Genomic DNA, 20,447 nt, shown 5'->3' on the forward strand with positions numbered 1-20,447 from the left:
ACATTTTAGTCACTAAAACTAACATCTCGTTAGAATGATACTATTCTATTAAGTTTAGAACGATATAGATTATGATTAAACAATTACTTTTTTTAACGGCTTTAATACTTGCTTATTATTCTACTGAAAGCCAAACAATTACTTCCAACACTAATGAATGCATCCAAAACTTTACAATAGAAGCTAAGACGATTTCAGGAAACAATCAAAACGTAAATGATATTATAATTTCATGGGATTTTTCTGAAACAAACGATACACAAAACCTAGAGTTAACTTTCGAAGTTCAACCCTTAAATGCTTGTTGGAATGGATTAAACGGAACAAACAGATCTGAAGTAAAAACTTATAAAATCGTTGACTTTTCAGAAAACACCGTCGGAAATAAAACATTAGCGTACAATGATTTGAATTGTAAGTGTATTAAATGGAAAGCCATAATCTTAAACCCAACTACAAATTGTGAAACCAAAACAGAATGGCAGTTTACTAGTTTCTTGTAATTAACAACCAACTCAGAAGCATGACGACATGAAAAAAATTACAATATTCTTTATATGTTACTTCACTTTAAATCTATCCTTTTCTCAAGGAACAGACGTCTTAAGTTCAGAACAATTTTGTTCTGGAACTTCTCAATTAACATTCAATAATGTTTTTGGAATGCCAGACAATACTCCCGTTGGCTGTCTAGGATCCATACCAAATGCGGCCTACTTCTATTTACAAATTGATCAACCAGGTGATTTAATTTTCACGATTAATCAAGAAGACACAGGTGGCACTCCAATTGATGTTGATTTCATTGCTTGGGGACCTTTCATAGATATAGCAGATGCGAATGCTAACATTTCCTTTACAAATTGTCCAACATGTCCAAACAACACCGCCAACCCAACGTTTTACCCGTATGCAACCGATCAAATTACCGATTGCAGCTTTAGTATCGCTCCTACCGAGACCATGAATATTTTAAACGCAATGCAGGGCGAGGTTTATGTTGTACTAATAACCAATTATAATGGTAGTCAAGGAATAATTGATTTTCAACAAACTTCTGGAAATGGAACAACGACATGTGCAAGTTTACCAGTATGTGGAAGTCAATATTATGACATGGGCGGCACATCTGGTCCATATTCTGGAAATGAATCTACAACCATAAGCCCTTATTTTGCTGGCGGAACAGTTACAGTAGATTTTACTTCTGTTGATATTCCTGACGCTGGGGATGTTTTAACGGTATACAATGGACCAAATAACACGTTTCCGATTCTAGGAACAGTAACTTCTGCACCTGTTTCATTTACCTCCAATACTGCAGGTAATCCAACGGGAGAGATTACGTTTGATTTCGTTTCAGACGGGGATGCTAATGTTGGAACGGGATGGGTAGCAGATATTACATGTACACCTCCTCCAACACCACCAACATGCGGATTCACATTCTATGACAGTGGTGGCTCAGGTGGTGATTACAACAATAACGAACTTCAAACAACAACATTCTATCCAGATATTGCAGGTGATGCCGTAACTGCAACCTTCACAGCTTTTGATCTTGAAAGCTGCTGCGACGAATTAAGAATTTATGACGGACCTAATGCATCGTTCCCTCTTTTAGGAGTCTTTGCAGGAAATACAATACCTGGACCATTCACGTCATCTGATGCTTCTGGTGCTTTGACTTTCGTTTTTGATAGCGATAGTTCAGTAACCGAAAGCGGATGGGCAGCGAATTTAACTTGTGCACCATACGTACCTCCAGTGATTTGCGGCTCTACTTTTTATGACAGCGGTGGTGTGGCCGGTAATTACTCAAATAACGAATTGAGCGCAACCACATTAACTCCAGATATCCTAGGCACTGCTATAACGGTAACATTTACAGCTTTCGACTTAGAATCTTGCTGCGATGATCTGCTTGTATATGATGGGCCTGATGCTACATATCCATTATTAGGAACCTTCTCAGGAACAGCTATTCCTGGACCATTCACATCCACAGATCCTTCTGGATCTTTGACTTTTGTTTTTGATAGTGATAGCTCAGTAACCGAAAGCGGATGGGTAGCTGATGTTACCTGTGGCAATAATTGTAACTTAATGATTACAGATACTAACTATCCTATTGGAGCTGATGAATGCAATTTAGACTATACCGAACTTACAACAAACGCACCTATTCCTGCGCCTACAACTACCGTGTTTGTTGAAAATTTTAACGCGACTAATTTCCCTGCTGGTTGGACCGTAACCAACGGCGCACCAAGTGCAGATTGGATTGTATCCACTACAAATAATGCGGGAGGAACAGCGAACGAAGCAAATTTAGAATGGACAACAGGTGATGATGTAAGTAATTGGCGTTTAAGATCTCCTGCTATCGATATAACAGGCCAAACCAACCTTCAATTAAGTTTTAAACATGAATTAAATATTTTTTTAGGTGGTGATATTTCAATTCGGGTGCAAACCTCTTTAGACGGAACTAACTGGACAAACCAGTATACCGCTTTAAATGTTCCAAATGATATTGCAGCTACTACTGAAAACATAGATATTTCTGCGTTAGATGGAAATACTACCCTATACATTAGATTTAGACTAAATGGAGACACACTAGACCTCTTTGATTGGTTCATCGATGACGTGATTGTTACGGCCGATGGAACGCCGTCACCTCCACAGGTCACATGGTCTCCAACGACCGGCTTATACACAGATAATACTTTGACCACAGCATATGCAGGTGGTTTTGCAGGCACAGTTTATGCTGCTCCAAACGGTATCCAAACTTATACCGCAACAGATAACAACGCCTGTACTGATACAGCAACAGTTATCTATAATAAAAAAACATGGAACGGTTCCTCAAATAATAACTGGTATATAGGCAGTAATTGGACACCTACTGGAGTGCCCACCATAGATAACTGCATTGTAATTCCAGATAATAGCACTGTACCCAATGCACCTTTAGCAGATAAAGCTCAAACACCAATCCCGTTACCTCCTCAGCCTGCTCAAGCAAGAAGCCTAACGTTAGAGTCAAATGCTTATCTCGAGCTTGAAACCAATACAGAACTCATTGTTCAAGAATGGGTAAATGTTCAAAATACAGGTGTTTTAAATTTAAAAAGTAGTTCGAGTTTAATTCAAATTGAGGATGCTGCCGTTAACTCTGGAACTATTCATGTGCAACGCTCTCCCAATTTTGATGAAAGTGCTGTAGCAAACTCAGAATATGTATACTGGGCATCACCTGTTGCCAATTATCAAGTTGCAAATATTTCTCCTTCTTCTAGTTTAATTTTTGACTGGACACCAACCGTTGCTGGAAACGGAACAGGCAACCACGGCGAATGGTTTTCAGCATCAGGAAATATGATAAATGGTGCTGGTTATATTGTAAGAGGATTGGCAGGCACTCCAACCACAATACCTTCTACGACCTATACCATAGCAAATAACACCGCTCTATTTAGTGGTGTTCCTAATAATGGAATTATTACAAAACAGATTTTTCATGGAGGTTATAATGGAGGTAATTACCCAGGAATAGGCAATACCGCTACTAACGAGGACGACAACTGGAATCTCATTGGAAACCCTTACCCTTCGGCTATTTCCGCTAATGCCTTTACAAATTTAAACACCAATATTAATGGTACTGTTTATGTTTGGCCGCATAACTCTAGTTACTCCATTGCAACTCAAGATCCCTTCTATGAAGATTATGTTTATAACTACGATGGCAATGACTATATTGAACATAACAATACAGGATCAAATCCCCCTGGCACAAGTGATTTATTTATCGGATCAGGTCAGGCATTTTTTGTAATGATGAATCACAGCGCCACTTCTGGATCTACTGTTACATTTAATAATAACATGAGACAAGTGCTTTCAACTTATAACAATAACACTTTTTTTAGATCTATCGATTCAGATCAGAATACCAATCGAAACACTATAGAACGCCATAGAATATGGCTAGATTTATTGTCACCAAATGATATTACTAATACGATATTAGTTGGTTATGTTAATGATGCGACCAACGATTTTGATCGTCTTTATGACGGTTATGATTTTAGCGGAGAGAACAATGCCTTTTATTCAGTCTTAAACAACGAAAATTTATCCATTCAAGGTCGATCATTACCATTTTTACAAGATGACATTGTTCCCTTAGGCATTATCTCTAACGAAACTGGAAGTCATACTATAGCTATAAATTCATTAGATGGATTGTTCTCAGATGAGGAACAAACCATATATATAGAAGACACTGCATTGAACATCATACATGATATTCGGATGTCGCCTTACACCTTTACCATAGAAGCTGGAATTCATAACAATAGATTCATTTTAAGATATACTAACCAATCTCTAGGTGTCAACCCAACAGATGGTTATGAAGGCATAACTATTATTGCTCCTAAAAGTGAATACGTAAAGGTTTCTTCGGAAATTGGAACCATAAGTACTTTTACTATTTACGACATCATAGGCAGATCTATATTTACAAAAACCAATATTAACGAGTCCGGTTTCCTCTTAAACGACACCGCATTATCGGATGGCACTTACATTGTAAAAGTTGTATTAAACAACGGAAAACAAAAAACTCAAAAGGTGGTTATTCGTCAATAAAACTATAAATAACTTAAAAATGAGTAAAAAGGTCTTGATTTTAAATAGTTGAGGTCTTTTTCATTTCTATAGGCTTCTTGTTCAAATGATATACGACGATAAGCCTGATGCCAGTTTTTCATTACAATGAGACGAATTAAAAATTCAACACAATAGAAAACATAGAATGGAACAACCAACATTTCTAGTTGTTGCCTTAAATGAATACGCTCATGATTCACCAATATTGCATTAGTTTTCAAGTTATAATTTTTCAGGAAAATAAAAGGAAAAATCGTTATTCCAACATAACCTCTAGGTACAATATATTTAGAAATTAAAACCATATGAATCAACAATCAAAAATCTTTCCAATTTACATTATCTTTGTAAGATGAAGAAAATAATTCCTGTAGAAGAAGGAGATTATTATGTAACACCAGAAGGCTATCGTTGTTTCACCGAACAATATCATTTAAAAAGAGGATATTGCTGTGAAAGCGGCTGTAGACATTGCCCTTATGGTTTTAATAAAAATACTTTAAAAAAAAAGTAATGCCAACAACAACCTTATCATTTAAAGATCAAATAAAAGAAGGAATACCAAGTGTTTTACCTCAACCCAAACCTTATGATCCTTCAATCAATCATGCTCCTAAAAGAAAAAGTATTTTATCTTCAGATGAAGAAAAGCTAGCGCTTAAAAATGCTCTACGCTATTTTGATAAATCTCAGCATGCAACCCTACTACCAGAATTCAAAAAAGAGCTTGACACGCACGGAAGGGTTTACATGTATCGTTTACGCCCTGATTACAAAATGTATGCGAGACCTATTGATGAGTACCCTGCTAACTCTAAACAGGCTGCCGCGATTATGCTTATGATTCAAAATAATTTGGACTACGCAGTAGCGCAACACCCACACGAATTAATTACTTACGGTGGCAATGGGGGTGTCTTTTCAAATTGGGCGCAGTATAGGTTAACAATGAAGTATTTGTCTGAAATGACAGACGAGCAGACTTTAGTTATGTACTCTGGGCATCCAATGGGATTATTCCCAAGCCACAAAGAAGCTCCGCGAGTGGTTGTCACTAATGGTATGATGATTCCTAATTATTCTCAACCAGATGACTGGGAAAAATTCAACGCCTTAGGTGTTACTCAATATGGACAAATGACGGCTGGAAGTTACATGTATATTGGTCCGCAAGGTATTGTTCATGGCACAACTATAACTGTTTTGAATGGTTTTAGAAAAATAAAAAAAGAGCCCAAAGGTAATCTATTTGTGACCTCAGGTTTAGGAGGCATGTCTGGCGCTCAACCCAAAGCTGGCAATATTGCAGGCTGCATAACCGTTTGTGCAGAAGTAAACCCTAAGATTACCCAAGTGCGATTAGACCAGGGCTGGATCGATGTAAAAACCACAGATTTAGATGAATTGGTAGCCAGAGTTAGAAAGGCTAAAGCTGAAAAAGAAACGATATCTATTGCCTATCTAGGTAATGTCGTTGAAGTTTGGGAAAAATTTGATCAAGAACATATTCATATAGATCTTGGAAGCGATCAAACTTCTTTACATAATCCATGGGCTGGAGGCTATTACCCTGTTGATTTATCGTTTGATGAAGCTAATATCATGATGGCAGAAAACCCTGAATTATTTAAAACCAAAGTTCAGGAGAGTTTACGTCGCCAAGCTAAAGCTATCAATAATCACACTGCAAAAGGCACTTATTTTTTTGACTACGGAAATGCATTTTTACTTGAAGCCTCTAGAGCTGGTGCAGATATTATGGCTGAAAATGGTATAGATTTCAAATATCCTTCTTATGTGCAGGATATTATGGGGCCAATGTGTTTTGATTATGGTTTTGGGCCGTTTAGATGGGTTTGTGCCTCTGGAAAACCAGAAGATCTCGCCAAAACAGATGCTATTGCTTGCCAAGTTTTAGAAGCGATTAAAAAGAATTCTCCCGAAGAAATTCAGCAACAAATGTCTGATAATATTCAATGGATCAAAGGCGCACAGGAAAACAAACTCGTTGTTGGGTCACAAGCCAGAATTCTATATGCCGATGCCGAAGGACGAATGAAAATTGCAGAAGCATTTAATAAAGCCATAGCCAATGGTGAAATTGGGACTGTTGTATTGGGTCGTGACCACCATGATGTATCTGGAACCGATTCTCCATATAGAGAAACCAGTAATATTTATGATGGATCAAGATTCACAGCAGATATGGCTATTCACAACGTTATTGGTGATAGTTTTAGAGGTGCTACTTGGGTAAGCATTCACAATGGTGGAGGTGTTGGATGGGGAGAAGTTATAAATGGTGGATTTGGTATGGTTCTTGATGGTACTAAGGAAGCATCTGTACGATTAAAACGTATGCTTTTTTGGGATGTTAACAACGGAATTGCTAGACGAAGTTGGGCAAGAAATGACGAAGCTATTTTTGCCATTAAACGCGCCATGCAAAACGAACCTAATTTAAAGGTAACATTACCTAATAAAGTTGATGATGATTTATTAAACTCGTTATAACCATAAAAAAAAGAATTATGAAAAAACTACTCAAATTATTACCCATTGTGATGGTAACTTTGGTTATCACTTCTTGTAGCTCTGTTAGAGTCGCATCAGATTACGACAAAAATGCCGAATTCGGCAAATACAAGACGTTCGCATTCTTTAAAACAGGAATCGATAAAGCCGAAATTAGTGACCTAGATAAACGTAGAATTCTGCGCGCTATCGAAACCGAATTATTAGCTCAAGGCTATACCAAATCTGAAAATCCAGATCTTTTGGTTAGTATTTTTACAAAATCAGAACAACGTGTTAATGTTTACAACAATACCTGGGGCTATGGCGGCTGGGGTTGGGGAGGCTTTGGTCCTGGTTGGGGCTGGGGTTGGAATCAACCAACAGTATCTACAAGAACTCAAGGTTCTTTATTTGTTGACTTAATCGATGCTAATAAAAAGGAATTAGTATGGCAAGGTATGGGCACCGGACTTTTAACACAAAGAAGTGTGGAAAAGAAAGAAGCAAAAATAAAAGAGTTTGTAACTAAAATCATGCAAGAATACCCACCGCAAATCGCACAATAAATTATCTTAACAAGAATAAAAAAAGCATCAGAACAGTTCTCTGGTGTTTTTTTTATGCCTTTATTCCAGTTCATTTTCTGCTTCATTTCTAAAAGCCTATCTTTGCCGACTTTTAAGTGCAAGAATTATGATACTAGGCCAAACCACACGAAAAAACTTTACCCAAAACCCAAAGAATGATATTCTTTCTGGTTTAACCGTTGCTCTTGCTTTGGTTCCTGAAGCCGTAGCATTTGCCTTTGTCGCAGGTGTTGACCCTTTAGTCGGACTATATGGTGCCTTTATGATGGGCATCGTAACGGCTCTTTTTGGTGGACGACCAGGTATGATTTCTGGAGCAACTGGAGCTATGGCTGTTGTAATGGTATATCTTATTCAAAAAGGAAATGAAGTAGGGCTTAGCTTAGAAACTCCCATCGACAACCTAGGTTTACAGTGGCTCTTCATTACACTACTCTTTGTTGGTGTCATCCAAATACTAGCTGGTGTTTTTAAACTTGGAAAATTTGTTCGACTTATTCCACATCCAGTAATGATGGGGTTTGTGAATGGTTTAGCCATTGTGATTTTCCTATCACAATTAGGCCTATTTCCTAACGCCGTTCCTAAAGATATTTCTATTTGGAGCAACACATCTGAATGGTTCTCTCACCTATTCTCAAATATGGCGTTATGGAAAATGTTAGGTTTTATCGGACTTACAATGGGTATTATGTATGGTTTGCCAAAGCTTACTAAAAAAATCCCTGCAGCCCTCATTGCCATTATTGTTGTGGCTTGTATTACTATCTTCGGAGGCATCGAAATGAGCACAGTTGGTTCTTTTATCCAAGAAGGTGGAGGAAAAGGGTTAGAAGGTAGTTTACCTACATTTCAAGATCAAATCTTTGGTTTATTTGGCACCTTAGATGGTCATTTCTTAAGTACAATCCTTCCTACAGCTTTTGTTCTTGCCGCTATCGGCCTTATAGAATCGTTAATGACTTTAAATCTAATTGATGAAATCACTGAAACTAGAGGAAATGGAAATCGAGAGTGTATTGCTCAAGGTGGAGCCAACATGCTCAACGGTCTCTTTGGAGGTATGGGTGGATGTGCTATGATTGGTCAATCTATTATTAATGTAGATTCTGGTGGTCGTGGTCGATTATCTGGAGCCATTGCAGCCATTGCCTTATTGTGCTTTGTATTGTTTGGAGCACCATTAATTGAACAAATACCAATTGCCGCATTAGTTGGGGTGATGTTTATGGTGGTTATTGGAACCTTTGCATGGAGTAGTTTTAGAATTATTAGAAAAATTCCTTTGTCTGATGCTATTGTTTTAATTGCAGTTTCAGCCATTACTGTATGGAAAGATTTGGCCGTAGCCGTTATTGCTGGTGTAATTATTTCAGCTTTAGTCTTTGCATGGAAAAATGCAACAATGATTAGAGCGCGTAAACGCATCCAGGCCAACGGCACAAAAACGTACGAAATTTGGGGTCCATTATTTTTTGGATCTATCCAAAATTTCAACGCTAAATTCGACGTTAAAAACGACCCACAACATGTTGAAATAGACTTTGTAGAATCTCGTGTAAGTGATCACTCGGCTATGGAAGCCATCTTTAACTTGGTAAACAAATACGAAGCCGAAGGCAAAACAATCAAATTAAAGCATCTAAGTACAGATTGTAAGACACTGATGTATAAGGCAAGCCCTAAGTTTAAGGAAGTCATCATTGAGGATATTGACGATCCTCGATACCACTTAGCGGCCGATCCTGAAAAGTTCACAAAACCGCTTTCAGAATATAAGATATAAAAAAAGCGACCTCTATGAGGTCGCTTTTTTTATATAGTTTATTTCGGTACGTTCTATTTAGCTGCCGTCTTCTTTTTATAAATTTCGTATTGGGCAGGTGTTAATACTTGCTTTATCTTTTGGTCAATATAAGCACGTATTTTCTTTTTCTTAGCTTGACGCTCAGTTGCATCTTCAATGCTGGCGATACCTTTAATTTTTTTCTCTACTGCAGCAAACACGTCATATAACTTTTCCTTTTGCGTCGCATCTAACTTTGCTTCGCGCTCTAATAAGTTAGTTAATTTCTGTACACTTTTTTCAGCAGAATAATCAGCATTACTTACAGCTGTGTTTTGTTTCTTAATCGTAGTTTGAGCAAATGACAATTGGCTTCCTGCAAATAAAAAGCATGCGAAGCACAATAAAAGTAGTTGTTTTTTCATGATATGAGTGATAAATTAAAGGTTCAATATACAAAGAATTTCTTTTAAATATACCCTTTTAATAATTCAATAAAACTTCAATCTTCGCCTTTACCTTTTCTGTAGAAGGAATCATCGTTTGTTCTAAAGTAGAATTTAACGGGATAGCTGGCATGTTTTCACTACCTATAGTCATCACTGGCGCGTCTAGGTATCTAAAGCATTCTTCCTGTATTTTTCCAGAAAGCGCTCTAGCAAAACTATTATTAGATGGCTCTTCAGTTACCACTAAACATTTTCCAGTTTTCTTAACCGAGTTCATAATAGCATCTTCATCTAAAGGATATAAGGTCCTTAAATCTATAATTTCAATTTGATCTCTCATTCCCAATTCTCCAGATGCATTATAAGCCCAATGTACTCCCATTCCGTAGGTTACGATTGTGCACGTTTCAACGTCTTCTTGCTTCCATATTTCCTGCAGTACCCAAGCCTTTCCAAAAGGTAAAACATAATCTTCAGAAGGCTCTACAGAAGTGGCTGTTAATGTTCCAGGCACTTTAGACCAGTACAAGCCTTTATGTTCTAAAATCACAACTGGATTTGGATCGTAATACGCCGCTTTCATCAGTCCTTTTAAATCTGCTCCGTTACTCGGGTAAGCAATTTTTATTCCTCTAATATTTGTAATTACACTTTCTACAGACGAAGAATGATAGGGTCCTCCACTACCATAAGCTCCAATAGGGACACGTAAAATCATGCTCACTGGCCATTTTCCGTTAGACAAATAACAGCTACGACTCACTTCTGTAAACAATTGATTGAGCCCAGGCCAAATATAATCTGCAAACTGAACCTCAACAATTGGTTTTAATCCAACTGCACTCATACCAACTGTTGACCCTACTATAAATGCCTCCTGAATTGGTGTATTAAACACACGATCATCTCCAAACTTTTGTGCCAATGTTGCGGCTTCTCTAAAAACACCTCCTAGTCGACCACCTACATCTTGCCCATAAAGCAAACATTCTTTATGTTTTCTCATCAATTCTTCAACGGCAAACAATGCGCAGTCAACCATTACGACCTTATCTGCTCCTTCTGGTGTGCGTTCTCCTTTCTCTTCGGAAATTGGAGTTGGTGCAAAATCGTGTGTAAACAAATCTTCAGGCTTAGGATCTTCAGTTTGTAATGCCTTTTCAAAATCGGATTGTACCTTCGAGATTGCCAAGCGTTCTATATCATCTATCTCCTCTTGCGAGAATCCGTTATCAGCTAATTGTTGTTTTAATACTGGATAAGGATCTCGAGATCGTGCTTCGTCTAAATCGTCACGATACCACTCCATTCTAACACCAGACGTATGATGATTTAAAAGTGGCACCTTAGCATGGACCAAAAATGGTCGTCTTTCTGTCCTAATGGTTTCTATTACCTTTTCAACCGCGTCATAACTTTCTATAAAGTTGGCACCATCAATAGAGATAGCATCTAATCCATGAAAGCCTTGAGCATATTCAAATGCATTTTGAGCACGAGTTTCTTCGGCATTTGCCGATATATCCCAACCGTTGTCCTGTACCAAATACAGAATAGGCATTTGCTTCAAAGCTGCCATTTGAAATGCCTCTGCAATCTCTCCTTCGGTCACAGAAGCATCACCCAAACTACACACCACAAAAGGCGCATCTTTAAGTGTTTTATCATCTAAATCTTGAAGTTCTTTATACTGCATTCCCATTGCAACACCTGTTGCAGGAATGGCTTGCATACCTGTTGCTGAAGATTGATGTGGGATTTTCGGTTTATCATCGTCCTTTAAACTTGGATGCGAATAATAAGTTCTACCACCAGAAAACGGATCGTCTTTCTTTGCTAATAATTGCAACATTAAATCATAAGGCTCTAATCCAAATGACAATAACATAGCATCGTCTCTGTAATACGGAAACGCATAATCTTGAGGTAGCAATTGCATCCCCAAAGCAATTTGAATGGCCTCATGACCTCTAGAGGTGGCATGTACATATTTGGAAACCTGTTTAAAATTAGCTTCGTATAATTCTGCCATTGCTTTGGCCGTACACAATTTTGAAAATCCTTTTTTTAATATGTCTTTATTCATAGTAACTCCTGCAAATACAGGCCTTCTTATTTTATTTATATTGTTCTATTTACATCAAATTGCTCAAAATAATCAGCAACACGACGCACAAAACTTCCGCCCAAAAACCCATCAACAACACGATGATCAAACGACAATGACAAGTACATCATACTTCGAATGGCAATTTCATCGCCTTTTTCTGTAGTGATAACCTCAGGACGTTTTTTAATTATTCCCAAAGCAAGAATCGCCACTTCAGGTTGATTGATAATAGGTGTTCCCATGACACTTCCAAAAGTTCCTACATTAGAAATAGTAAAGGTACTCCCTTGAATATCATCCGCTTTTAAATTATTTTCTCTAGCCTTATTAGCAAGCTCGTTAACATTGGTTGCCAATGCTTTCAAATCTTTTGTATCTGCGTTTTTAACCACTGGTACAATTAAGTTCCCGCTAGGTAATGCAGTAGCCATACCAATGTTAATATCTTCTTTCACTATAATAGTCTTACCATCAACTGAGGCATTAATATTTGGAAAATCTTTAACAGCTTTTGCCACAGCCTCAACAAATAATGGTGTAAAGGTCAAACGCTCTCCATGCTTTTCTTGGAATGCTTTTTTATTGGCATTGCGCCAATTTACCATATTGGTTAAATCGGCCTCAACATAAGCCGTTACATGAGGCGACGTATGTTTTGAATACACCATATGATCTGCAATCATTTGACGCATTCTATCCATTTCAATGACTTTTCCTTTTCCTTTATCAAAATTTAGCTGTGGAATACGATATGCCGTTGGGTCTTGTTGAGCAACTGGCTGTGCAAATTTATAGGGTCTCCCTTCTTCGATATACTGAAATATATCACTTTTGCGTAATCGACCTTCATGACCTGTTGCTGGGATTCTAGCTAATTCTTCAAAACTAATATGGTGTTCCTTCGCAATTTTTATAATCAAAGGCGAGAAGAATGTATTCGAATTAGAAACGCTAAATTGCCCTGAAGAAGCAACGGGATCTAATTTTGGTCGTTTTGGTGCCTTAGGTTTTTCGGTCTTTTTTTGTTCTGGTTTCTTATCTGCTTTTTTAGATTGTTTTTTTGACTCTGCAACATCTCCGTCTGCTTTAATAATTGCAATGGTTTCTCCTATTTTAATCACCTCATTAGCATCAAATAAAATCTCTTCAATAACTCCAGACACATTTGAAGGCACCTCAGAATCTACTTTATCTGTAGCAACTTCGAGAAGCATTTCATCTTCTTCAATTGTATCTCCAACATTTTTAAACCATGTGATAATGGCAGCTTCAGTAATACTTTCGCCCAATTTGGGCATTTTAAACTCTACTTTTGACATTTGTATTAACTAGTTTATCCTAGTTTTAAAATTTAAAAATTATTAATCTAATATTTTTATGTTGCTAATAAAGTCATTAAACTTCTCAACATTTAATTCATAGGTGTCTGGTGTAGCAATAAATTTCACCAAAACGAAATGAGTTTTAGTTTCAAAAGTCACATATTGACAATCATATAACGAACCGCCAAACATGGCCTGAATTTTATAGGTAACCCCATTCATATTCTCGGCAGTTTTAAGTTCTTTTTTCATTAAGAACGTTCCTGTATTTAAACCATCTCCTATCTTTTTTCCTAGAACAAATTCCTTATTAAAATCTTTGAAACCTTTATATGCCTCTTTTTCAAACCAATTTAAACTTATAGCGTTCTTCACATTATTAATGTCTGGCATCGTTGCCATCCAATACAAGCTCAAATCCGATTTAACCAAATTAGCCCAATTTGGGATGTCTAATTCAAATCCCTTACTCTCATTTATGAATTCGATTGTAGTATTGTCCTCCTCAGCTTCCATCTTAGCATAGGTGCCATCAATATCAATTGGGCCACCAAAAATGTCGACAGAATTAGAGATATTTTTAATGCTTTCTATCTTTTGTTCGATACTTTCGCCTTCATAGGATACTAACATCATTCCAGAAATAAAATCATTTACAATACAGTTTAGAAAATAGTACTGCGACACTTTTTGCTCCAGTTTATCATTTCCCATCTCTTCAAGGGCTTTTTCTGGCATCGCATAACTCCATAAATGAAATCTCTTTCCTTGATCATTTAAAAACACTTCTTCTTTTATATCAAGATCTTGTTTGAAAATTTCATCTCTCAAATAATCTACTTCGTAGTTCATGGCGTCTTTTAAAACTGCAATCTCCTTTTCTGGCTTAGATTTATTTGTATAACTATTTCGGTCATATTTTCGTTTTAAAAATTGAACAAATTCGTCACCAATCATATAAGCATTTGACATTCCTGTAGTTTTTATAGAATCTCCCGGAAATTTCACTGTAAAATGTGCGCCTTTTGAGTTATCAACATAAACAACACTACTATCAAGTGCGAAATATGTTATTTCATTTTGCGCCAATCCTTTTGCGGCAAAAAACAGTAAAGCTATAACAATTATTCTTTTCATTTCGTAAGTTGTTGTCTTCTCTATTTTTTCATGAAATCGCGAAGTGTTTTATAAACATCTTCCTGTATTTTCATATGCTTTGGAACCTCTCTTAAAGGTTCTACTTCTTTTAAACTTTCATGACAGTCTGCTGGTAATTGTTGATATAACTGCGTGCCTTTCGTTTTCCAAGCAATCATATCGTCGCTTACTTCCTTTATAATTTTTGCAGGATTCCCAACCACTAAACTTCGATTCGGAATTTTAGTTTCTGCCTTTACAAACGCCATAGCCCCAACAATACATTCATCTCCAATTTCGGCATCATCCATAATAACAGTATTCATACCAATAAGGCAATTTCTACCTAAGTTCGCACCATGAATTATGGCTCCATGACCAACATGCGCACTTTCTTTAAGGGTAATGGATTTTCCTGGAAACATATGTACAGTACAGTTTTCTTGCACATTAACACCATCTTCTAAAATGATTTGTCCCCAATCCCCTCTAATAGCCGCTCCCGGACCTATGTAACAGTTTCTACCAATAATCACATTACCAGTTACGGCAGCCAAAGGATGCACAAAACTACTTTTGTGAACCACTGGTATAAATCCTTTAAAACTGTAAATCATTATTATTTAAATCCTTTTAATTTCTCTTTGGTAAAATCAGACAACACTAATCTTCCGCTTGTTTGTGCGCGTTCTGCCAAAAGCTCGTCCCAATCATCAGTTCCTTTCCAGAATACTTTTTTCATTTCTAACATGGCTTCTGTATTGTATGTACATAAATGTTCGGCCGTTGTTTTTACAGCATCATCAAGTGCTTCAGTGCTATCGTAAACATGTGTAAACAAACCTTTTTCTTTAGCCCATTCTGGCGGATAAAATGAATTTGCATCAATGGCAATTTGTGACATCGCACTCAATCCCATTTTTCGTTCTATTGCTGGTCCAACTACAAATGGTCCGATTCCAATATTTAACTCACTTAATTTTATAGCTGCAAACTTCGTGGCCATACAATAATCTGTTGAAGCTGCGAGTCCTACACCTCCGCCAACAGTTTTACCTTGGATTCGTCCTATAATAAACTTTGGACATTTTCGCATGGCATTAATCACATTAGCAAATCCGGAAAAGAAAACTTTTCCTGTAGCAGCATCATTTATATTAATAAGCTCTTTAAAACTTGCTCCAGCACAAAAGGTTCTATCGCCTCCACTTTTTAAAACGATTACTTTAATGGCATCATTTTCACCTGCTTCAGTTATGGTTTCAGCTAGTTTTGCCAATACATCTCCTGGTAAGGAGTTATGGGCAGGATGAAAAAATTCAATATATCCTACTTCGTTTTCTATCGTTTGTTTAACGTATGGTTGTGTCATAATTTATAATAATCCAAATTGTTCAAAATGATGATTTAAGTGCTTTCGCTCCATTAAATACCATTCATATCTATTTAATTCTCCAAAAACCATATTGCTTAATGTTGCTTCTGGGTTTTCTTTAAAATAATTTAAATAAGCTGCTCTCTGAGTTTTAAATGTCTCAATTGCAATCGCCAGATTTTCATGTTTCAAATCATCTAACGTATCCTTTTCTAGTAATGGGAAATTTGAATTCTTCGGAAATTTCCTGTAATTATATAAACTGTTCTTTACCTTCTCAAGAATTTTTTCAGGAGTGGCGACTTCAAAATCTTGAATCTCTCCCGCAGCAATTTTATATGTATACTCTAGATGTTCAATCATATGTTGAGGCGTCATAATTCCCCACTGAGGTTTCGTGTCTTCATTAAGTTTACTTAAACACTCCTCTATTTTAGCGTCTGTCATTTCAACGAAGACCTCTTGTTTCTTCTGCACCATTGTTAAAATGGTCGCAACCGCCACTAAAGGACTATCTTTATCGTTTTTTTGACTTTCAGGTCTATCTTCAAAATTGGCATCGAACACTTCTACATGCCACTTTACAATACCACTTGGATGTTCAGCTGAAGCGACATCTCGATCTACTTTTTCCTTACAAGTTAATCGCACATAGATTGTATCGTTGTGATATAATGGTCGTAAAAACCGAATACTATCTAAACCGTAGTTTGCAGCTACTGGGCCTTTATTTGGATATACAAACAATCCTGCTGCCGCCGAAATAATGAAATAACCATGAGCTGTTCTTTTCTCAAAAATACTTCCGTCTAAGGACGTGATATCTGTATGAGCATAAAAATGATCCCAAGTAAGGTTGGCAAAATTGATTATGTCGGTATCTGTAAATGTTCGTTTATGCGTTTTGAGCGAAATGCCTGGTTGAATATCTTCCCAATGGTATTTAAATGGATGCTGTTCCGCTTCCTTATACTTTGCATTTTGTTGGTAAATGCCTGTAATTTCAGTAATTGTTGTTGGTGAGCCTTGAATTGCTGTACGTTGCAAGTAATGCTTGATCCCTCGCATTCCTCCCATTTCTTCACCACCTCCTGCACGTCCTGGTCCTCCATGAACTAAGTATGGTAAAGGTGAGCCGTGACCTGTACTTTCTTTCGCACTCTCGCGATTTAAAACCAAGATTCTTCCGTGGTGACTGGCAGCATTAACTACGTAATCTTTAGCAATTTTATCGTCATTAGTTGCTATAGAAGATACTAAAGACCCTTTACCCATCTGGGCTAATGTAACAGCCTCATCTAAGTTCTTATAAGGCATAATAGTACTTACGGGTCCGAAAGCCTCACGTTCATGAATCACTGTATTTTGAAAAGGATGGTCTGCTCTCAATAAAATTGGGCTGATAAATGCACCCTTTTGTGCATCTGCTCCTATAGTTTCAATTTTATCTAAATCACCATATACAATTTGAGCTTCTTTCGCCAAGTCGTTTACAGAATCCCTAACGGCCTTAACTTGCTGGCGACTTACTAGAGCCCCCATTCTTACCTCTTTTAATCTTGGGTCTCCAATAGTCACCTTATCTAATGCTTTTCCTAATGAAATCTGTACATCTTCAACTAAATTTTCAGGAACTATGATACGCCTAATTGCTGTACACTTTTGACCAGCTTTTACTGTCATTTCTTTACGAACCTCCTTAATAAATAAATCAAATTCTGGCGTTCCTGGCACGGCATCTTCACCTAAAATAGAAGCGTTCAATGAATCGGCTTCCATTGTAAATGGCACAGATTCCTGTATGAGCCTAGGATGTGCTTTAAGCAAGCGTCCGGTAGCCGCCGAACCTGTAAATGTGACAACATCTTGTGACTCAACAGTATCTAAAATAGTTCTTACTGTACCATTAATAATTTGAAGTGCCCCTTCTGGTAAGATCCCTGAATTTATGATGTCTCTGGCAACGGCTTCGGCTAGATAAGATGACGAAGGTGCGGGTAATACGACAGCCGGAACACCAGCCATCCAGTTTACTGCACATTTCTCTAGCATACCCCAAACAGGGAAATTAAATGCATTAATATGTACAGCGACACCTTTTTTAGGCACCATAATATGATGAGCCATAAAACGCCCTCCTCGAGACAAGTCGATAGGATCTCCTTCAACGTGGTAAGGTTGATTTGGAAACAATTTTCGGAGAGAGGCATTAGCAAAAAGATTACCAAAACCTCCTTCTATATCAATCCAACTGTCTACTTTGGTAGCTCCTGTACGGTAACTCAATTCATAGAATGCATCCTTTCTTTTTGTAAGATACAATGCTAATTTCTTAAGCATGTTACCACGCTCTTGAAATGTCATTTTTCGAAGTTGCTCACCTCCTTTGGTTCGTCCGTAGTTTAGTATTTCTGGAATATCTAACCCTTCAACTGCAACACTTGTAAATGCTTCGCCGGTTATAGCGTCATAAATTGGTGCGCCTTCTTCTTTTCCTGTTGTCCAATGACCTTGAACGTAATGTTGTATTTTATCCATAATAACTCCTTATGCCATTATTCTTAATATTCTTCCTGTAATTTTTCCTTCTATAGATTTTACGTAACCGTCTACAATTTTATGCATTGGTACTGGTGTATTTCCTGGAAAATAGTCTTTGTATTTCTCGAATGAATCTTCTACCAAATCTGAGCACACAACGTTGATTCGTTTTCCATCTTCTAACTCTAAAGCCACAGCCTTAGCAAAGCTATTGATAGCGCCATTTACCATAGCTGCACTTGTTGTCATATCTACAGGGTCATCTGCTAAGATTCCGGTAGATAATGTTATAGATCCTCCTGGGTTTAAGTAATTTTTACCAATTCTTACCGTATTAACCTGTCCCATCATTTTACTTTTTATACCAATATAAAAATCATCTTCGGAAAGCTTATTCAACTTGTCCCATTTCGCATCTCCAGCAATAGCTACAATAGCATCTAGTTTCCCCACAGATTCAAACATCGTCTGTATTGATGATGAATCTGAAAAATCGACAGTGACGTTTCCAGAATGTCGACCAGCAATGAGTACTTCATGCTTTTGAGCTAAGCGTTCACTTACCTTTTTACCTATTGTTCCGTTGCCTCCTATGATTAATATTTTCATTATCTCTTATTTTAGTCCCAACTGCGTTAGCGGTTGAACGGTTTGTTTGAGCTCCTCAAAGAGAGCGAGTAGTGAAAACGCGACCCTTGTGGTAACGCCCAAATTACCCCAACATCAAACACGTTCTATTATAGCAGCATAACCTTGACCAACACCAATACACATTGTAACTAGAGCGTACTTTTTTTGCTGCTCATGTAACTCTAAAGCTGCCGAATAAGCGATTCTTGCTCCTGTAACTCCAAGAGGGTGACCAATAGCAATTGACCCTCCATTTGGGTTTAATCTTGGATCGTCATCTGCCAATCCCCATGCTCTCGTACATGCAAGCGCTTGCGCTGCAAAGGCTTCATTTAGCTCTATAATATCTATATCGTCCATAGTTAATCCTGCTTTTTCCAAAGCCTTATTAGACGCTTGTACTGGACCAATTCCCATAATTCTAGGTTCTACACCAACCACTGCAGAACTTACAATTCTTGCCAGAGGCTTTAGGTTATATGTTTTAACAGCATCCTCTGATGCAATTATTGTTGCTGCAGCACCATCGTTTAAACCTGAGGAATTCCCAGCAGTAACGCTTCCTCCTTCTTTTTTAAAAGCGGCTCGTAATTTTCCAAGCACTTCAAGTGAGGTCGTTGGTTTTACAAATTCATCTTTGGAAAATTGAATAGGATCTTTTTTTCGTTGCGGAATTTCTACAGTTACGATTTCTTTTGCCAAACGTCCATTTTCTTGGGCTTTTGCTGCCTTCATTTGACTCCAGTATGCAAATTTATCTTGATCCTCTCTTGAAATATTATATTTTTCAACGAGGTTTTCGGCTGTATTCCCCATACCATCGGTTCCATATAACTTATGCATTTTTGGATTTATAAAACGCCATCCAAACGTAGAATCGTACATTTTAGAATCACCTCCAAAACCTGTAGATGGTTTGGCAATAACGTATGGTCCTCGTGTCATATTTTCAACACCTCCAGAAATAAAAAGGTCTCCATCTCCTGCTTTTATAGCGCGATTGGCATGTATGATAGCTGATAAACCAGAGCTACATAATCTATTTACGGTTTCTCCAGGAACTGTAAACGGTAATCCAGCCAATAATGATGACATCCTTGCCACATTACGATTATCTTCTCCAGCCTGATTTGCACATCCCATTATAACATCGTCATAAGCCTCTTTAGGAATGTTTGGGTTACGTTTAACAACTTCTGAGATGACTAAGGCTCCCAAATCGTCTGTGCGTACAGCAGATAATGTGCCTTTATAGTTTCCAATTGGTGTTCTTACACCATCGATGATATATGCGTCTTTCATATAAT

The 20,447-nt window shown here is 37.4% G+C and carries 16 protein-coding genes; 6 read left to right on the forward strand and 10 right to left on the reverse strand.

Annotated features, from left to right (window positions below; translation table 11 throughout):
• Window positions 1–71 precede the first annotated feature (71 nt).
• Together Q0787_RS00310 and Q0787_RS00315 are read left to right on the forward strand one after the other, a co-directional pair.
• Window positions 72–503, forward strand: coding sequence for a hypothetical protein (locus Q0787_RS00310; protein WP_298900185.1), 432 nt, complete (start codon window positions 72–74; stop codon window positions 501–503).
• A 28-nt stretch (window positions 504–531) separates the two neighbouring features.
• Window positions 532–4,665: a CUB domain-containing protein gene (locus Q0787_RS00315; RefSeq protein ID WP_298900186.1), complete on the forward strand. Its 4,134-nt coding sequence runs from the start codon at window positions 532–534 to the stop codon at window positions 4,663–4,665.
• A 2-nt stretch (window positions 4,666–4,667) separates the two neighbouring features.
• Here the strand turns inward: Q0787_RS00315 and Q0787_RS00320 are convergent, their stop codons facing one another.
• A complete protein-coding gene (locus Q0787_RS00320; RefSeq protein ID WP_366915870.1) occupies window positions 4,668–4,907 on the reverse strand; it encodes a hypothetical protein in 240 nt (79 codons plus the stop codon).
• A 131-nt stretch (window positions 4,908–5,038) separates the two neighbouring features.
• Here Q0787_RS00320 and Q0787_RS00325 point away from each other — a divergent pair, with 131 nt between their 5' ends.
• From Q0787_RS00325 to Q0787_RS00340, 4 genes are all read left to right on the forward strand, one after another.
• Window positions 5,039–5,200, forward strand: a complete 162-nt coding sequence (locus Q0787_RS00325) for a DUF5522 domain-containing protein (protein ID WP_298900188.1) — start codon at window positions 5,039–5,041, stop codon at window positions 5,198–5,200.
• Window positions 5,200–7,200, forward strand: coding sequence for a urocanate hydratase (locus Q0787_RS00330; protein ID WP_298900189.1), 2,001 nt, complete (start codon window positions 5,200–5,202; stop codon window positions 7,198–7,200). The genes Q0787_RS00325 and Q0787_RS00330 overlap by 1 nt, the downstream gene beginning before the upstream one ends.
• Window positions 7,201–7,217: 17 nt before the next feature.
• Window positions 7,218–7,769 carry a DUF4136 domain-containing protein gene (locus tag Q0787_RS00335; protein ID WP_298900190.1) on the forward strand — a complete coding sequence of 184 codons (552 nt, stop codon included), beginning with the start codon at window positions 7,218–7,220 and terminating at the stop codon, window positions 7,767–7,769.
• 127 nt (window positions 7,770–7,896) lie between these two features.
• Window positions 7,897–9,576, forward strand: coding sequence for a SulP family inorganic anion transporter (locus Q0787_RS00340; RefSeq protein ID WP_298900191.1), 1,680 nt, complete (start codon window positions 7,897–7,899; stop codon window positions 9,574–9,576).
• A 53-nt stretch (window positions 9,577–9,629) separates the two neighbouring features.
• Here the strand turns inward: Q0787_RS00340 and Q0787_RS00345 are convergent, their stop codons facing one another.
• The 9 genes from Q0787_RS00345 to pcaF form a co-directional block, all read right to left on the reverse strand.
• On the reverse strand, window positions 9,630–10,001 hold the full coding sequence (locus Q0787_RS00345; RefSeq protein ID WP_298900192.1) for a hypothetical protein: 372 nt from the start codon (window positions 9,999–10,001) through the stop codon (window positions 9,630–9,632).
• Between the two features lie 58 nt (window positions 10,002–10,059).
• On the reverse strand, window positions 10,060–12,111 hold the full coding sequence (locus Q0787_RS00350) for a thiamine pyrophosphate-dependent enzyme (RefSeq protein WP_298900193.1): 2,052 nt from the start codon (window positions 12,109–12,111) through the stop codon (window positions 10,060–10,062).
• A 35-nt stretch (window positions 12,112–12,146) separates the two neighbouring features.
• Window positions 12,147–13,454 (reverse strand): dihydrolipoamide acetyltransferase family protein, encoded by a 1,308-nt coding sequence (locus Q0787_RS00355; RefSeq protein ID WP_298900194.1) that lies wholly within the window; start codon window positions 13,452–13,454, stop codon window positions 12,147–12,149.
• Between the two features lie 42 nt (window positions 13,455–13,496).
• Window positions 13,497–14,594, reverse strand: coding sequence for a hypothetical protein (locus Q0787_RS00360; RefSeq protein WP_298900195.1), 1,098 nt, complete (start codon window positions 14,592–14,594; stop codon window positions 13,497–13,499).
• A gap of 20 nt (window positions 14,595–14,614) precedes the next feature.
• Window positions 14,615–15,211, reverse strand: a complete 597-nt coding sequence (locus tag Q0787_RS00365; protein WP_298900196.1) for a transferase hexapeptide repeat family protein — start codon at window positions 15,209–15,211, stop codon at window positions 14,615–14,617.
• A 2-nt stretch (window positions 15,212–15,213) separates the two neighbouring features.
• On the reverse strand, window positions 15,214–15,966 hold the full coding sequence (locus tag Q0787_RS00370; protein WP_298900197.1) for an enoyl-CoA hydratase/isomerase family protein: 753 nt from the start codon (window positions 15,964–15,966) through the stop codon (window positions 15,214–15,216).
• A gap of 3 nt (window positions 15,967–15,969) precedes the next feature.
• Window positions 15,970–18,507, reverse strand: coding sequence for a phenylacetic acid degradation bifunctional protein PaaZ (gene paaZ / locus Q0787_RS00375; RefSeq protein ID WP_298900198.1), 2,538 nt, complete (start codon window positions 18,505–18,507; stop codon window positions 15,970–15,972).
• Window positions 18,508–18,516: 9 nt separating this feature from the next.
• Window positions 18,517–19,119, reverse strand: coding sequence for a short chain dehydrogenase (locus Q0787_RS00380; protein WP_298900199.1), 603 nt, complete (start codon window positions 19,117–19,119; stop codon window positions 18,517–18,519).
• A 114-nt stretch (window positions 19,120–19,233) separates the two neighbouring features.
• Window positions 19,234–20,442 (reverse strand): 3-oxoadipyl-CoA thiolase, encoded by a 1,209-nt coding sequence (pcaF, locus tag Q0787_RS00385; protein WP_298900200.1) that lies wholly within the window; start codon window positions 20,440–20,442, stop codon window positions 19,234–19,236.
• Between the last annotated feature and the right edge of the window lie 5 nt (window positions 20,443–20,447).

Origin of the sequence: uncultured Psychroserpens sp., assembly GCF_947492715.1 — a bacterium.
Taxonomy (GTDB): domain Bacteria; phylum Bacteroidota; class Bacteroidia; order Flavobacteriales; family Flavobacteriaceae; genus Psychroserpens.

Excerpts from the sequence above, each read along its gene's own strand:
- Q0787_RS00340 (WP_298900191.1), top strand. The coding sequence starts at position 7,897 with ATGATACTAGGCCAAACCACACGAAAAAACTTTACCCAAAACCCAAAG.
- Q0787_RS00335 (WP_298900190.1), top strand. The coding sequence starts at position 7,218 with ATGAAAAAACTACTCAAATTATTACCCATTGTGATGGTAACTTTGGTT.
- Q0787_RS00380 (WP_298900199.1), bottom strand. The coding sequence starts at position 19,119 with ATGAAAATATTAATCATAGGAGGCAACGGAACAATAGGTAAAAAGGTA.
- paaZ (WP_298900198.1), bottom strand. The coding sequence starts at position 18,507 with ATGGATAAAATACAACATTACGTTCAAGGTCATTGGACAACAGGAAAA.
- Q0787_RS00310 (WP_298900185.1), top strand. The coding sequence starts at position 72 with ATGATTAAACAATTACTTTTTTTAACGGCTTTAATACTTGCTTATTAT.
- Q0787_RS00360 (WP_298900195.1), bottom strand. The coding sequence starts at position 14,594 with ATGAAAAGAATAATTGTTATAGCTTTACTGTTTTTTGCCGCAAAAGGA.
- Q0787_RS00350 (WP_298900193.1), bottom strand. The coding sequence starts at position 12,111 with ATGAATAAAGACATATTAAAAAAAGGATTTTCAAAATTGTGTACGGCC.
- Q0787_RS00365 (WP_298900196.1), bottom strand. The coding sequence starts at position 15,211 with ATGATTTACAGTTTTAAAGGATTTATACCAGTGGTTCACAAAAGTAGT.
- pcaF (WP_298900200.1), bottom strand. The coding sequence starts at position 20,442 with ATGAAAGACGCATATATCATCGATGGTGTAAGAACACCAATTGGAAAC.
- Q0787_RS00355 (WP_298900194.1), bottom strand. The coding sequence starts at position 13,454 with ATGTCAAAAGTAGAGTTTAAAATGCCCAAATTGGGCGAAAGTATTACT.
- Q0787_RS00370 (WP_298900197.1), bottom strand. The coding sequence starts at position 15,966 with ATGACACAACCATACGTTAAACAAACGATAGAAAACGAAGTAGGATAT.
- Q0787_RS00330 (WP_298900189.1), top strand. The coding sequence starts at position 5,200 with ATGCCAACAACAACCTTATCATTTAAAGATCAAATAAAAGAAGGAATA.
- Q0787_RS00345 (WP_298900192.1), bottom strand. The coding sequence starts at position 10,001 with ATGAAAAAACAACTACTTTTATTGTGCTTCGCATGCTTTTTATTTGCA.
- Q0787_RS00325 (WP_298900188.1), top strand. The coding sequence starts at position 5,039 with ATGAAGAAAATAATTCCTGTAGAAGAAGGAGATTATTATGTAACACCA.
- Q0787_RS00315 (WP_298900186.1), top strand. The coding sequence starts at position 532 with ATGAAAAAAATTACAATATTCTTTATATGTTACTTCACTTTAAATCTA.